Here is a 14841-nt window from a genome sequence, read left to right on the forward strand (position 1 = left end):
GCCACCGGCGCCGTCCCGGCCGCCCGCTGCCGGTTCCGTTCGGGCCTCCGGCAGCCCGCCCGGCTGTCCCGGCGGTCCGCCGCCGGCCTCGCTCAGGCCCCTGCCTCGCCTGGGCCGACGTGCTCGGCCACCGCCACCGGGGCCGCGCCACCCGCCCACCACCGGCCCCTGGGCCGACCGCCCGGCCACCGCCACTGCCACCGGCGCCGTCCCGGCCGCCCGCTGCCGGTTCCGTTCGGACCCCCGACCGGCCGCCCGGCCGTCCCGGCGGTCCGCCACCGGCCCCGCGCCGCCCGCCCACGCTGGCCTTGCCCAGGCCCCGGGACGCCTGGGCCGGCCCGCCCGCCACCCCGGCCCCGCCGGTACGCCCCGGCAAGGCCGGTGGCTGTTACCGCTCTCTTCCGCAGGCGTATGCCAGAGGTGAGATCAGTTCCTCGGCGTCCGGCAGCCAGCGGTTGGCTGCTGTTGGGCGGCAGGCCCATTGGACCGCGCCCCGGGCGCCGTAGCGGGTCGGTGGGGCGGCCACGTAGGCACCCTCGCCCAGGGTGATCAGGTCCAGGGACGCCGGGGACCAGCCGAGGGCGCGGACCAGTTCGGGCACCTTCGCGCAGGCGCCCGGGAGCACGAAGAACTGCATGCGCCGCTCGGGCGTGAGCGTCACGGGCCCGAGCGTCAGCTCCATCCGCTCCATCCGGGCCAGCGCGAGGAACCCGGCCGTCTCCGGCACGCAGATCGCGTCGAAGGTGCGGCCGGTGGGCAGCAGGATCGACGCCGTCGGCTGCCTCTGCCACATCCGGCGGGCGACGGTGGCGCTGCCCGTCGCCTGCGTCACCCAGTCCTCGCGCGCCGGGTGTGCGCCGGGTGCGGCGCACGCGCGCTCGCCGCAGGAGCAGTACTGCACCCCGTCCACGGCCTCCAGCCAGGTGCCGGGGAACACGTCCCAGTGGCGCTCCTCGGCGTAGCGAACGGCCGTGTCCAGCAGGGAGTCTCCGCGCTGCTTGGGGATCTGACCGGCAATCTGTGCGGCTTGGGTGCCCGGGATCGTCTCTTCCACGACCCACTCAACTCCCGTGTCCACCTGGGGTTACGCGACACACCGCGCGCGGGGGAGGAGCATCGGTTCGTTGGCCGGGGCGCACGGGTGCACGGGTGGGGGCGCGCGGGAGGATCGTCGCCCGGCGATGGGTAGTGCTGTCTGGGCAGTCCCGGGCAGTCCGGGCAGTTCGGTCCGGGGGGCAACCGGCTTCATCCCGGCAATCTTCGCAAGCCTCGCATTTTCGTTGTGTCCGTGGGGCATTGATCTTCACGGCCGGACCGGTTCGCCGGGACGCGATCGCCTCCGGCCGCGCAAGAGACGTCCACCCGGTGCGAGGACAGGCACCGCAGCCACAGGGGGTTCACGCCATGGCCGCAAGGCCTCTCGTCGCGCGGCAGCCGAACGAACGGCTGCAGGCGCTCATCCAGGAAGCGGGCTGCTCGAACGCCGGGCTGGCCCGCCGGGTCAACATGTGCGGCGCCGAGCACGGCCTCGACCTGCGCTACGACAAGACGTCGGTGGCCCGCTGGCTGCGCGGGCAGCAGCCGCGCGGACGGGCCCCGGCGGTCATCGCCGAGGCCCTGGGCCGCAAGCTCGGCCGCACGGTCACGATCGACGAGATCGGCATGGCCAACGGCAAGAACCTCGCCTCGGGCGTGGGCCTCCAGTTCTCGCCGACGGTACTGGGGGCCATCGAGCAGGTCTGCGAGCTGTGGCGCAGCGACGTGGGGCGCAGGGACTTCCTGTCCGGCTCCTCCGTCGCCGCCTCCGCACTGGTGGAGCCGAGCCGCGACTGGCTGATCTCCGCGCCGGACGGCCAGGTCGCGCGCTCGGCCGGCCCGCGGGTGGGCCAGTCCGACGTGGCGGCGGTACGGGCCATGACGCAGGCCCTGGTCGACCTGGACCACACCTACGGCAGCGGGCACGTGCGCCCGGTCGTCGTCCACTACCTCAACAGCGTGGTGTCCGGGCTGATCGCCGGTTCGTACCGGGAGGCGGTGGGCCGGGACCTGTTCGCCGCGGTGGCCCGGCTCACCGAGCTCGCCGGTTACATGGCCGTGGACACCGGCCAGCCCGGCCTGGCCCAGCGGTACTACATCCAGGCGCTGCGGCTCGCCCAGGCCGCCGGCGACCGCGGTTACGGCGGCTACGTGCTCGCCGCGTCCATGAGCCACCTGGCCGCGCAGCTCGGAAACCCGCGCGAGATCGCGCAGTTGGCCCGTGCGGCGCAGGAGGGGGCGCGCGGCCGGGTCACCCCGCGCGCGGAGTCGATGTTCCACGCGGCGGAGGCGCGCGGGCACGCCCTGCTGGGCGACGCGCGGGCCGCGCAGCTGTCGGCCGGACGCGCGGTGAGCGCGCTGGAGGCCGCCGAACCGGACTCCGGGGACGACCCCGTGTGGATCGCCCACTTCGACGAGGCGTATCTCGCCGACGAGTTGGCGCACTGCCACCGGGACCTCGGGCAGGCCGAGGCGGCGGCGCGGCGGGCCGAGGAGTCGCTGGCCGGGCATCCCCCGACGCGCGCACGGCGGCGGGCGATCGGCTACGTGCTGCTCGCCACCGCGCAGGTGCAGCAGCGGGAGATCGAGCAGGCCTGCAACACCGGCACGAAGGCGGTGGAGTTGCTGGAGTCGCTCCGCTCCGACCGGGGCGCGGAGTATCTGGAGGACCTCCAGCAGCGTCTCGAGCCGTTCCGGGACGAGCCGGTGGTGCGGGAGTTCGGGGCGCGGCTGGAGGTGCAGGCGGCGGCCTGAGCGAGCGGTGTCCCGCGCCCGCGGAGGGGTGCGAGGAGGGTGCGGGACCTTATACAGCGCGGGAAGCGCGGGTTTTGTTACTGCGGTCACAGGGAAGGAGGCCGCGTCCTGTGCTGCGTGGCATGGGGCTCCGGGGACCCGGTAGCGTGAGCCGACGATTCCGAAGGTCCCCCATTCGTAGGAGTCCCGGTGACGCAGAGTGGACAGGGCGAGGAGCCCTCGGCGCGGCCCGCGCGCGAAGGCATCGTGCTGCCCTCCGATGGAGGCGAGCCGTTGCTCCCGGGCATGACGGGCGGACCGGGCGGCAGGCCGCCGCACCCGGGCGCGCAGCCGCAGCCGCCCGCGCAGCCGGCCGGCCAGGAGCCCGCCGCGGCCCCCGCCGAGGGCCAGGCGTGGGGCCAGCCATGGGGCCCCGGCCACCAGCAGACCCAGACCCAGGCCCAGGGCCAGGCCCAGCCCCCGCAGCAGGGCTGGCAGGCGGCGCCCGGGCAGCAGCCCTGGGGCGCCCAGGAGCCGTACCAGCAGGCGCCGCAGTGGGACGCCCAGGGCGGCTCCGCCCACCCGGGCGCGGGCCCGCTGCCCCCGGAGGGCGCCCCGGCCCCGGCCCAGTCCGGTTACGGACAGGACGCCTACGGCGCGGCGCCCGGCGCCCCGCTGCCGCCCGCGCCCGGCGACCCCTACGGCCCGCCCGCCGGACACGGCGCCCACGCCGCCCAGGGAGCCCACGCCGGACACGGGCACGGCGCCGCCGCCGACGAGGGCGCGACGCAGTTCCTGCCGCCGGTCGCCGTCGCGTCGGCGGACGAGGGGGCCACCCAGTTCCTGCCGCCCGTGCCGGCCGCGCCGGTCAACGAGGGGGCCACGCAGTTCCTGCCGCCGGTCGCGCCGGGCGCCCTGCCGCCCGAGGGCGCCGGCGACCCCTCGACCCACTACCTGGGCCGCATACCCCAGGGCGGTGGCGCCGGACCGCTGCCGCCCGGCTCCGCACCCCGGGGCTCCGACGCCGAGCCCACTCAGTTCATCGCGTCCGTGGACCCGCAGGGCGGCGGACGGCACACGCCCGCCGAGTTCGACAACCTCTTCCGCAGCGACGCCGGCGGCCCGCCCCCGGCCGGGGGTCCCTCGACCCAGCAGATTCCCCCCTTCCAGCAGCCGCCCGGCGGCCCCGCCTACGCCCCTGCCGGGCCGGCGGGCCCGGGCGCCGGTTCCTTCGGCCCGCACGGCGACGGCGACGGCGCCGGCAGTGGCCGCCGGGGCTCGCGGGTGCCGCTGATCGCGGCCGTGGGCGTGGGCATCGTGGTGCTCGGCGTCGGCGCGGGCGCCCTGCTCGGCGGTGGCGGCGGTGGCGACGGCCAGAGCGGCGACAAGAACAAGAACGTCTCCGCGTCCGCCCCCGCCACGGACGGCTCCACCGCGTCCGCCGCGGCCGACCCGGCCCGGCAGCAGGCGGTCCAGCTGGACAAGCTGCTCGCCGACAGCGGCGGCAGCCGCGCCTCCGTGATCAAGGCGGTGGCCGACGTCAGGAACTGCGACAACCTCGGCGAGGCCGCCTCGAACCTGCGGGACGCCGCCAAGCAGCGCAACGACCTGGTGACCCGCCTGGGACAGCTGTCCGTCGACAAGCTCCCCGACAACGCCGCGCTGACCGCCGCGCTCAACAGCGCCTGGAAGGCCTCCGCGGAGGCCGACCGGCACTACGCGGCCTGGGCCGACCAGGTCGACGGCAAGAAGGGCTGCAAGAAGGGCCACGCCCGCATCACCGGCGAGACCCAGGCCGGCAACCGCGAGAGCGGTGTCGCCAGCGCCCAGAAGGCCAAGGCGGCCCGGCTGTGGAACGCGATCGCCCAGAAGTACGGCCTCACCCAGCGCCAGCCGGTCCAGCTCTGAGGCTCAGCCGACGTCTGCGTCCGCCAGCGTCCGCGTGACGTCGACGAAGCCCTTCGTGGCCGACTCCAGCCGGCCCTGCCGTACCACCTGCAGGGTCAGGTCGGCGTTGACCAGGCGGGCGAAGCCGGTCGAGTCGAGCAGGTCCGACAGCCGCCAGCGCAGCGGCGGCGTCAGACCGCCGGTGCCGACGCTCAGCCCGGCGTTCAGGGTGCGCCGTACGGTGTCGGCGCTCACCTCCCCGGGGCCGATCTTCTCCAGGACCGCCCGCAGCACCGTGTAGGCGATCCACGTGGTCTGCACTCCGGCGTCCGCGGGGTCGATGCGGTTGTCGCCGAAGGCCTCCTCGTTGATCACCTTCTTCATGGCGTCCCAGCGCGGATCGTCCGCCGCCGGGTACCAGCCGGTGATGTACGAGCCCTCGTACGGCCCCGACTGCCCGCCGCTCGCGTCGATCACCGTCTGGTCGACGCTGCCCAGCACGGCGGCTGTGCGCACCGCCGGGTAGCTCTGGCGCTCGCGGCGGAAGGAGTCCATGAAGATGTCCGTGCGCTCCCCGAGGGCCGGGATCACGCAGCCCCGCTTCCCCGGCTGCGAGGTGGCCTGCCGCAGCGCGCGGTCGGCCTGGTCGGAGTACTCGGTGGCGTCCTCGGGGGCCCGCTGGTCCTGGGCGGGCGAGTGGCCCGCGGCCTTCAGGCCCGCGTTGAGCAGGCCGGGCAGCTCGTCGCCCGCGATGGTGTCGGGCCGTACGAGGACGACGGGGCCGCAGTCCGCGGCGAGCTCCTTGCCGAGGCCGACCAGCAGGGAGGGCTGACCGCCGTTGACGGGGTAGGACAGCGCGCGGGTGAACTCCGCGGTGGTCACGCCGTAGCCGCCGACGTACGGGATGCCCGCGCCCTCCAGGGCGGGGAAGAAGGAGTCGCTGTACTGGCTGTAGGAGCCGACGACCGCGACCACGTTCCGTTTGGCGGCGAGCCGGGCGCACTTGGCCGCCTCCACGCCGTCGTTGCTCTCGTTGCAGGTCAGCACGTCCAGCTTGCGGCCGGCGATGCCGCCGTGGGAGTTGACCCAGCGGGCGTAGGCCCGGGCCATGGCCGGCATGCCCGGCTTGTTGGTGGCCCGGGTGTTCTCCGGCGCCCAGGTCATGACGGTGACGGTGTCGCCCCCGGAGCCCCCCGTGGCACCGGGGATGACACCGCATCCTGCGGCGAGCGACGCGCAGGCCGCCAGTGCGCAGGCGAGGAGCAGGCGCCTTCTTCTGGCGGGCCGGGCGGAGGTGGGGGAGAACGTGCTGCGCGTGCGTCGCCTGCCGGTCATGGGCATGCACGATTCCGTCACACCTATAACCGAACAGTGACCGGAGGTCGACGGTGGGTGACGTGAAGGTGAATTGCCGGGGCCGGTGAGGGCGCCGCGGCCGGGAACGTACGATCGGTGACCGTGCAAGGTGTGGAGAACTCTTCCCGTCGCGGCCGTCGCTCATCCACCATGGGCGGCATGCCACTCAACGACATGCCGTGGTGGCGCTGGCGCAGCAATGTGCGCTCCGCGCTGCACATGCTCTCCGATCCGGTGTTCCAGCGGGACGTCTGGCTGGCCGGCGTGGAGGGGTACGGCGACGTCACGGACGCCGTCTACCGCCTGGTCGAGGACACCTGGCTGGACAACTGGTCCGCCGAGAAGTACGTCGGCACGATCTTCCGGGACTCGCAGGAGGCCGCGCTCGTCGACACGGCGGTGCTGCGGGTGCTGCGCATCATGCACCAGGTCGGCCCGGACGCGCCGGTGTCCGCCTACCTCGACCACCACGCCTGGCCGGAGGCGGTGCGGGCGGCCCGGGACGCGCACGTGCGGCTCGCGGCGAGCGACGGCGACGACCCCGACTCACCGCCGCGCAGCCTCGAGGTACTGCGAATAATGACCCACTCGGCCTGACGGGCCTGACGCCGTCCCGTCCTGCGGGACGGCCGCCCGCTCCGGTGGGCCGTTGTGGGACCCTGTCCTGCATGAACGAGCAGTCCACCGGAGCCGCGGCCACGGCCGACGAGTACGTACTGATCCTCTCCTGCCCGGACAAGCAGGGCATCGTGCACGCCGTGTCGAGCTATCTGTTCATGACCGGCTGCAACATCGAGGACAGCCAGCAGTTCGGCGACCACGACACCGGCCTGTTCTTCATGCGCGTCCACTTCTCCGCCGAGGCCCCGGTGACGGTGGACAAGCTGCGGGCGAGTTTCGCGGCGATCGGCGACTCCTTCGCGATGGACTGGCAGATCCACCGGGCCGACGAGAAGATGCGCGTGGTGCTGATGGTCAGCAGGTTCGGGCACTGCCTGAACGACCTGCTGTTCCGGGCCAGCATCGGGGCGCTGCCGGTGGAGATCGCGGCCGTGGTGTCCAACCACACCGACTTCGCCGAGCTCGTGGGGTCGTACGACATCCCCTTCCACCACATCCCGGTGACCAGGGACACCAAGGCCGAGGCCGAGGCGCGGCTGCTGGAGATCGTGCGCGGGGAGAACGTCGAACTGGTCGTGCTCGCCCGCTACATGCAGGTCCTCTCCGACGATCTGTGCAAGCAGCTCAGCGGCCGGATCATCAACATCCACCACTCCTTCCTGCCGAGCTTCAAGGGCGCCAAGCCGTACCACCAGGCGCACGCCCGGGGCGTGAAGCTGATCGGCGCGACCGCGCACTACGTGACCGCCGACCTCGACGAGGGCCCGATCATCGAGCAGGAGGTCGAGCGCGTCGGCCACGACGTCACCCCCGACCAACTGGTCGCCGTGGGCCGCGACGTGGAGTGCCAGGCCCTGGCCCGTGCGGTGAAGTGGCACGCCGAACGCCGGATCCTGCTCAACGGACGCCGCACGGTCGTCTTCGCCTGAGCCGGTCCCGGCGACGGCGCCGGGAGCGCCCCGCCCGCCTACATGCGGCTGAGCGAAGCCGCCGCGTGCAGGACGTCGCGGATGGCCAGGCGGTCGCCCGCCTGCCCGGCGGCCGCCTCGTCCGGGGGCACGTGGCCGGCCGCGAGACGGCAGAACTCCACGCCGTCCAGCGCCACATGGGCCACCTCGTACTCGGCCGAGCCCACCGCGCCGGGCGAGTCGAGCGGGATCAGCCACTCGCCGCCGCCGAGGCCCTCGATCTCCAGGCGCAGGCTGCGCCCCGGCTCGCCCGCGGTCACCAGGTGGCGGGCGTGGGCGGGGGAGGCGAGCCCGGCCTGGCGGCGGGCGGCCAGCACGGCCGGCAGCATCCGGGCGGCGAGGTCGATCATCCGGTTCAGGTGGCGCGGGGCGGGCGGCTCGTAGGGGTAGTCCACCGCGTCCGCGATGTCCTCGGCGTGCACCCAGCACTCGAAGGCGCGGTCGAGCATCGCGTCGGGCAGCGGCAGTTCGAAGCCGCCGTAGGGGACGGCGGGCGCGGGCGCCGCGTCCGGGCCGGTGAGCGAGACGGTCCGCACCAGGGCGTGGGTCTGCTCCCGCCACGGCGTGCGCACCGAGCGGGTGGGCGGGAAGTGCGAGGCGCGCCAGTACGCCTCGGTGCGCGCGGCCGGGGTCGGACCGCCGCCGGGGATGTCGCCGAGCGGGTCGTCGAGCCCGAGGGCGACGGAGACCAGTCCGTCGACGCTCATCAGGTGCGCGATGACCCCGGCGACGGTCGTACGGCGGCTCGCCGTGCCCTCGCCCTCGAACCACCGCAGCCGCACCGGCGCGTGCCACTCGGCGTCCCCGAAGTCCTGGAGCAGCGCGTCGAGTCGGGCGGTCTCGGCGTCGTAGGGCGACGCCCAGCCGGGCACCGGGACGCGGGCCGGGCGGCGCTCGAGGCAGCCGTCCAGGACGCGGGTGCGCAGCCCGGGGTCGAGGTCCAGGCTCTCGGGCGGGTGGAGCAGGCCGACCGCCTCGCGCAGCCGGCGTGCCTCGTCCGCGCAGCCGCCGCACGCCCCGAGGTGCGCCTCGACGGCCGCGGTCTCCTGCGGGGAGCAGGCGGCCAGCGCCCACGCCCCGAGGAGCGATTTCAGGACGTCGTGGTCCAGCACGAGTCCGCCCTGCTCCTTCAGCTCCGCCAACTCCTCCGGTCCGGGCAGCGGTTGCCCGCCGTCCTCCACTGACGTGCGGGGCATCGGTATGCGCGGCGCGCGTCCGCCGTGCTCGTCGTGGGCGCCGCCCTCGGCGGGCGGCCCGGTTCCCCCGCTCATGCCGCACCCCCGTAACCCGGCGGGGCGCCGGGGGAGTCCGGGGCGCCGGCGTCGTGGGCGGTGGACAGCAGTTGCAGTCCGAGGCGGAGCCGGCGGCGGGCCTCGTCGTCGGTGACGCCGAGGTCGACGGCGGTCTGGCGGTAGTCGCGGCGCTGGAAGTACGCCAGTTCCAGGGCGGCGCGCAGCGGGGCGGGCATGGAGTGGACGATGTAGTCGGCGCGGGCGGCGGCCGAGGCCCTTCGCACCCTGCGCTCCAGTTCCTCCGGCGAGCCGTCGCCCTCGCGGGCCTGCGCGGCGCCCATGGTGGCGCGCAGTCGCTGCACGGCCAGGCGGTGGGCCAGGGCGGCCACCCAGGAGCGCAGCGGGCCCTGCCGGGGGTCGTAGGCGTCGGGGTGTTCCCAGACGTGGGCGAAGACCTCGCGGGTGATGCCGTCGGCGGCCTGTTCGTCGCCGAGCACCCGGTGGGCGAGGCCGTGCACGAGGGAGGCGAAGCGGTCGTAGAGCTCGCCGAGGGCGGCCGCCTCCCCGCTCGCCAGCCGCTGCTGCATCCTTCGGTCCCAGCGGGGCGGTGCGTCCTTCTTCGCCATGCGGCCCCCTTCGCCGGTCCGTCCCGTTTTCCAGCGTGTGTGCTTGGTCTTGTCGAATGTAGTCGGCACGCCCAAGGACGCACGCCCCTTTGCTGCAATGTGCGCCCCCTGCGGCGTCGCAGGTGGTAGTGGACCTCCGAACCGATGCGTCCACTTTTGCACCAACTCCGATCGAACACGATCGAAGGTGACTGGAACAAGCCCCTGAATGAACGGTATCGGTTTGTCACGTGGAGTTTGGGGGAACGGCCGCTGGGCAGCCGCGCGGAAAGAAGCGTAGGAACTGGCTCCGTTTCCGGGCGGTTCCGGGAAGTTCCGGCGAGCGGAGGACGGGCCGTGGCGTTCAAGGTGACCGGCGGTGAAGAGGGCGAGTGGAGCGTGCTCCAGGTCGCGGGCGAACTGGACCTGGTGACCTCGCCGGCGCTGCGCCAGCGGGTGCACGAGGTGGTGGCCGAGGGCCGGCACGACCTCGTACTGGACCTCTCGGAGGTCTTCTTCTGCGACTCCAGCGGCGTCGGCGTCCTCGTCGCCGCCCGCCGGCTGATCCGCTCCTGCCAGGGCCGGCTGCGCCTGATCCTGCCGGCCCGCGGCGGACTCGACGGCTCGCACGTCAACCGCGTCCTGAACGCGCTCGGCGTCCGCCGCCTCTTCGACGTCTACCCCGACCTCGCGGCCGCCGTCCACGAGGAGCCGCTCTCCGCCTGAGGCGCCTCGCGCTCGGGGAACGCTCGTGATCCGCTCGGGCGGTCCGGCCCCCGGGCCACACTCTTGTCCGGGAATTCCCCCGGTCTTGGCACAAGCGTCGTTTTCCCGTCCCCGAGGCGTGCCCGGCGTCGTACGCTCCCTGGCAGACCGACCCCTCACCTAAGGCGGCCAGAGAAGACATGGTCAGCAGCGAGTACGAGCGCAGGATCGCGGCCCGGTTCGCCACCTTCGACCAGGACGGCAACGGCTGGATCGACCGGGAGGACTTCAGCGTGGCGGCCAAGGCGCTGCTCGCGGAGTTCGGCGTCACCGCGCGCTCCGACAGGGGCCAGGCCCTCTACGCGGGCGCGGAGGCGTTCTGGCAGGGCATGGCCGGGATCGCGGACCGCGACGGCGACCAGCGCATCACCCGCGAGGAGTTCGTGACCGGCGCGGTCAAGCGGCTGCGCGACAACCCCGAGCGCTTCGCCGAGATCGCCCGCCCCTTCCTGCACGCAGCCCTCGCGGTCGCCGACGGCGACGGCGACGGCGCCGCCACCGTCGCGGACACCGAGCGCGTGCTCCGGGTGCTCGGCGTGCCCGGCGGCACCGCCCGCGCCACCGCCGCCGCGCTGGACGCCGACGGGGACGGCAGGGTCGGCGAGGCGGAGATCGTGCCCGCCTTCGCCCGCTACTTCACCGTCCCCGAGTAGCGTTCGCGCAACTGGTACTTGAGCACCTTGCGCAGCGTGTCGCCCCGCGGAAGGGCGTCCACCACCTCCAGCTGTTCCGGCAGCTTGTGCACGGACAGCCCTTGCGCGCGCAGGAACGCGGTCACGTCCGCGAGGGTCAGCTCCCCGGCCCCCGGCGGCTGTTCCACCACCGCGCACACCCGCTCCCCGCGCTCGGCGTCCGGCAGCCCGACGACCGCCACGTCGCCCACCGCGGGGTGCCGGTGCAGCAGGTCCTCGATCTCCCGGGCCGAGATGTTCTCCCCCTTGCGGATGATCACGTCCTTGCGGCGGCCGGTGAGCACCAGGTGCCCGGAGGGGGTCAGGTGCCCGAGGTCGCCGGTGCGCAGGAACCCGTCCTCGTCGAAGGCCTCGGCCGTCTGCGCCGGGTCCAGATAGCCCCGGCACACGGCCTCCCCGCGCAGCCGGACCTCCCCGTCGACGATCCGTACCTCCATCTCCCGCGGCGGCCGCCCCTCCGTGGCCGCCAGGTCCTCAGCGCTGTCGCCGGGCGAGCCCATGGTGATCATCGGCACCTCGGTCATGCCATACCCGTGGGTGAGCTGCACGCCCATCTCCCGTACGACGCTGTGGTAGAGCTCCGGCGGCTTGGGCGCCCCGCCCCCCGCGAGCAGCCGCAGGGTGGGCACCACCTTCCGCCCCGGCCGCTTGCGCTGCTCGGCCAGGAACATCGAGTAGAACGCGGTCGAGCCCCCGGCCACCGTGACCCCGTGCCTGCGGTAGTCCTCCAGCGTGTCCGGCAGCGCGAAGTGCTCCGCCATCAGCGCCGGGAAGCCGTACAGCAGCAGCATCACCGTGTAGTCGGGGCCGGCGACATGGGCGTAGGGGAAGGCCATCGAGCCGACGTCGTCCGGTGTCAGGCGCAGCGCGTGCGCGAGGCAGGAGCCGGCCGCGATCAGTGAACGGTCGGTGTGCAGCACGCCCTTGGGCGCCGAGGTGGTCCCCGACGTCCAGTAGATCCAGCGCACCGAGGCTCCCTCGGCGGGCGGTGCGGGCAGCACCGAGGGATCGCCGTCGGGCAGCGAGTCGTACGCCTCGAAGACCCCCCTGGCGCCGAGCCGCCGGGCCATCGCGGTGTGGTCGAAGCCCCGCCAGGTGCCCGGCACCGCGAAGAACTCCGCCCTCGACTCGCGCAGCGCGAAGCCGGCCTCGCGCTCGCGGTAGTAGGGGATGAGCGGGGTCTGCACGGCGCCGAGGCGGGCCAGCGCGAAGGACAGCAGGGCGGTTTCGATCCGGGTGGGCAGCTGCCAGGCGACGACCGTTCCGGGGCGCACGCCCATGCCGTACAGCCCCGCCGCCACCCGCTCGGCCCGCTCGCGCAGCCCGCCGAAGGTCAGGGCGCGCTCGTCCTGGAGCAGCACGGGCCGGCCGGGGGTCAGCGCGGCCCGCCGGGACACCAGCTCCCACAGCGTGCGGGATCCGCTCAGTGCGTGCGCGGTGGCGTCCATCCCCCGGCCCCTTTGCTGACGAACCGTCAGATCGTGCGGGAAGCGTAGGGCCCGGCGCCTTGTCGGTCCAGGGGTGCGGGGCTAGCCTTCCTCCGTGAGCCGTATCTGACGACTCGTCAGATCACGCCGTCACAGGACACGCCGGCGGAGGGGACCCATGACGAGCGCGACCGAACTGCCCCGCATCATCAGCGTCGACGACCACGTGATCGAGCCCGCGCACCTCTTCGAGACCTGGCTGCCCGAGAAGTACCGCGACCGCGGCCCCAGGCCGCTGACGGCAGGCATCGGTGAACTCGCCTACGTGGGCGGCCGCTACCGCATCACCATGGACCCCGAAGGACCGCCCACCGACTGGTGGATCTACGAGGACCTCCAGTTCCCGTACAAGCGCAACATCGCCGCCGTCGGCTTCGACCGGGACGAGATGACCCTGGAGGGCATCACCCGCGCCGAGATGCGGCCCGGCTGCTGGGACCCGGCCGAGCGGCTGAAGGACATGGACCTCAACCACGTCGAGGCCAGCCTCTGCTTCCCGACCTTCCCGCGCTTTTGCGGCCAGACCTTCGCCGAGGCGCACGACAAGGAGGTCGCGCTCGCCTGCGTGCGCGCCTACAACGACTGGATGGTCGAGGAGTGGTGCGGCGACAGCGGCGGCCGGCTGATCCCGCTGTGCCTGATCCCGCTGTGGGACGTGGAGCTCGCGGTGGCCGAGATCCGGCGCAACGCCGCCCGCGGGGTGCGCGCGGTGACGTTCTCGGAGATCCCCACCCACCTGGGCCTGCCGTCCATCCACTCCGGCCACTGGGACCCCTTCTTCGCGGCCTGCGAGGACACCGGCACGGTCGTCAACATGCACATCGGGTCCAGCTCCCAGATGCCGGCCGCCTCCCCGGACGCCCCGCCCGCCGTCCAGGCCTCGCTCAGCTTCAACAACGCGATGGCCTCGATGATGGACTTCCTCTTCAGCGGCGTCCTGGTGCGCTTCCCCGCGCTCAAACTCGCCTACTCCGAGGGCCAGATGGGCTGGATCCCGTACGCCCTGGAACGCGCCGACGACGTGTGGCGCGAGCACCGGGCCTGGGGCGGGGTCAGGGACCTGATCCCCGAGCCGCCGTCCACGTACTACTACCGGCAGATCTTCTGCTGCTTCTTCCGCGACAAGCACGGGGTGGCGTCCCTGGACGCCGTCGGCCGCGACAACGCCACCTTCGAGACCGACTACCCGCACGTCGACTCCACCTTCCCGCACACCAAGGAGGTCGCCCTCGACCACGTGCGGGGCCTGGACGCCGAGACCGTCCACAAGCTCATGCGCGGCAACGCGATCCGCATGCTCGGCCTGGACCTCGACCGCTGATGGACCTGACGTACACCCCGCAGGAGGAGGACTTCCGGGCGCGGCTGCGAGAGTGGCTGGCCGAGGTGCTGCCCACCCTGCCGCCCAAGCCGTCCCCCGACGACTGGCCCGCGCGCCGGGCGTACGACCTCGGCTGGCAACGCGCCCTCCACGACGCCGGGTACGCCGGTGTGCACTGGGACGCCTCCCCGACCACACGGCTGATCTTCTGGGAGGAGACCGAACGCGCGGGCGCCCCTTACGTGGGCGCCAACTTCGTGGGCCTGCTGCACGCCGGACCCACCATCGCCACCGAGGGCACGCCCGCCCAGCGCGAGCGCTGGCTGCCGCCCATCCTGCGCGGCGAGGAGGTCTGGTGCCAGGGCTTCAGCGAGCCCGAGGCCGGCTCCGACCTGGCCTCCCTGCGCACCCGCGCCCGCCGGGACGGCGACCACTACGTGGTCAGCGGGTCCAAACTGTGGACCTCGCACGCCGAGGTCGCCGACTGGTGCGAACTGCTGGTGCGCACCGATTCCGCCGCCCCACGGCACCGGGGCATCACCTGGCTGGCCATGCCCATGGACGCGCCGGGCGTCACCGTACGGCCGCTGCGCACCCTGGCGGGATCCGCGGAGTTCGCCGAGATGTTCCTGGACGAGGTGCGCGTGCCGGTCGCCGACCGGGTCGGCGCGGAGAACGACGGCTGGCGCGTGACGATGGTGACGCTGTCCTTCGAGCGCGGCACGGCCTTCGCCGGCGAGGTCGTCGCCTGCCGCCGGGTACTGGGCGAACTGGCCCGCGAGGCCCGCGCGGGCGGCCGCTGGGACGATCCGGCGCTGCGCCGCCGCCTCGGCCGGCTGAACGCCGAGTTCCGCGCGCTGTGGCGGCTCGTCCAGTGGAACGCGGGCGAGACGGAGACGGCGGGCGGCGGTGTGCCCGGTGTCGCGGGGTCGGTGTTCAAGCTCAGGTACTCCCACGCCCGCCAGGAGCTGTACGACACCGCCGCCGCCGTCCTCGGCCCCGACTGCCTCGACCTGGACCGGCCCTGGGTCCTCGACCGGCTCTCCTCCCTGTCGTACACGATCGCGGCCGGCACCTCGCAGATCCAGCGGACCATCGTGGGCGAGCGCGTCCTCGGCCTGCCGAAGGGACGGTGAGC

13 protein-coding genes are annotated in these 14841 nt (G+C 73.9%); 8 read left to right on the plus strand and 5 right to left on the minus strand.

What is annotated here, in order from left to right:
• Positions 1–388 precede the first annotated feature (388 nt).
• Positions 389–1054 (minus strand): bifunctional DNA primase/polymerase, encoded by a 666-nt coding sequence (locus IE217_RS19980; RefSeq protein ID WP_190179262.1) that lies wholly within the window; start codon positions 1052–1054, stop codon positions 389–391.
• A gap of 350 nt (positions 1055–1404) precedes the next feature.
• Between IE217_RS19980 and IE217_RS19985 the strand changes: the two genes are divergently transcribed.
• Positions 1405–2790 (plus strand): NsdA family TPR-like regulatory protein, encoded by a 1386-nt coding sequence (locus IE217_RS19985; RefSeq protein ID WP_190179263.1) that lies wholly within the window; start codon positions 1405–1407, stop codon positions 2788–2790.
• Positions 2791–2979: 189 nt separating this feature from the next.
• Entirely contained in the window at positions 2980–4677 is a 1698-nt protein-coding gene (locus IE217_RS19990) for a hypothetical protein (protein ID WP_190179264.1), read from the plus strand.
• Between the two features lie 3 nt (positions 4678–4680).
• Here the strand turns inward: IE217_RS19990 and IE217_RS19995 are convergent, their stop codons facing one another.
• The gene (locus IE217_RS19995; RefSeq protein ID WP_190179265.1) at positions 4681–5991 is read right to left on the minus strand and encodes an ABC transporter substrate-binding protein; all 1311 of its coding nucleotides are present in this window, start codon (positions 5989–5991) and stop codon (positions 4681–4683) included.
• Between the two features lie 117 nt (positions 5992–6108).
• On the opposite strand from IE217_RS19995, the gene IE217_RS20000 reads away from it, so the two are divergent.
• Positions 6109–6609: an SCO4402 family protein gene (locus IE217_RS20000; RefSeq protein ID WP_190179266.1), complete on the plus strand. Its 501-nt coding sequence runs from the start codon at positions 6109–6111 to the stop codon at positions 6607–6609.
• Between the two features lie 71 nt (positions 6610–6680).
• Positions 6681–7562: a formyltetrahydrofolate deformylase gene (purU, locus tag IE217_RS20005; protein ID WP_190179267.1), complete on the plus strand. Its 882-nt coding sequence runs from the start codon at positions 6681–6683 to the stop codon at positions 7560–7562.
• 38 nt (positions 7563–7600) lie between these two features.
• Here the strand turns inward: purU and IE217_RS20010 are convergent, their stop codons facing one another.
• Positions 7601–8872 (minus strand): maleylpyruvate isomerase N-terminal domain-containing protein, encoded by a 1272-nt coding sequence (locus IE217_RS20010; protein ID WP_190179268.1) that lies wholly within the window; start codon positions 8870–8872, stop codon positions 7601–7603.
• Positions 8869–9459, minus strand: coding sequence for a sigma-70 family RNA polymerase sigma factor (locus IE217_RS20015; protein ID WP_190179269.1), 591 nt, complete (start codon positions 9457–9459; stop codon positions 8869–8871). The genes IE217_RS20010 and IE217_RS20015 overlap by 4 nt, the downstream gene beginning before the upstream one ends.
• A 336-nt stretch (positions 9460–9795) precedes the next feature.
• Between IE217_RS20015 and IE217_RS20020 the strand changes: the two genes are divergently transcribed.
• Positions 9796–10164 carry an STAS domain-containing protein gene (locus IE217_RS20020; RefSeq protein ID WP_190179270.1) on the plus strand — a complete coding sequence of 123 codons (369 nt, stop codon included), beginning with the start codon at positions 9796–9798 and terminating at the stop codon, positions 10162–10164.
• Between the two features lie 179 nt (positions 10165–10343).
• Positions 10344–10856, plus strand: a complete 513-nt coding sequence (locus IE217_RS20025) for an EF-hand domain-containing protein (protein WP_190179271.1) — start codon at positions 10344–10346, stop codon at positions 10854–10856.
• On the opposite strand, the gene IE217_RS20030 is transcribed toward IE217_RS20025, so the two are convergent.
• Positions 10835–12343 carry a class I adenylate-forming enzyme family protein gene (locus IE217_RS20030; RefSeq protein WP_190179272.1) on the minus strand — a complete coding sequence of 503 codons (1509 nt, stop codon included), beginning with the start codon at positions 12341–12343 and terminating at the stop codon, positions 10835–10837. The two genes, IE217_RS20025 and IE217_RS20030, sit on opposite strands and share 22 nt — an antisense overlap.
• Positions 12344–12500: 157 nt before the next feature.
• On the opposite strand from IE217_RS20030, the gene IE217_RS20035 reads away from it, so the two are divergent.
• A complete protein-coding gene (locus IE217_RS20035) occupies positions 12501–13703 on the plus strand; it encodes an amidohydrolase family protein (RefSeq protein ID WP_190179273.1) in 1203 nt (400 codons plus the stop codon).
• A complete protein-coding gene (locus tag IE217_RS20040; RefSeq protein ID WP_190179274.1) occupies positions 13703–14839 on the plus strand; it encodes an acyl-CoA dehydrogenase family protein in 1137 nt (378 codons plus the stop codon). The genes IE217_RS20035 and IE217_RS20040 overlap by 1 nt, the downstream gene beginning before the upstream one ends.
• Positions 14840–14841: the final 2 nt, after the last annotated feature.

This window comes from Streptomyces naganishii JCM 4654 (assembly GCF_014650575.1).
In the GTDB taxonomy this organism is placed as follows: domain Bacteria; phylum Actinomycetota; class Actinomycetes; order Streptomycetales; family Streptomycetaceae; genus Streptomyces; species Streptomyces naganishii.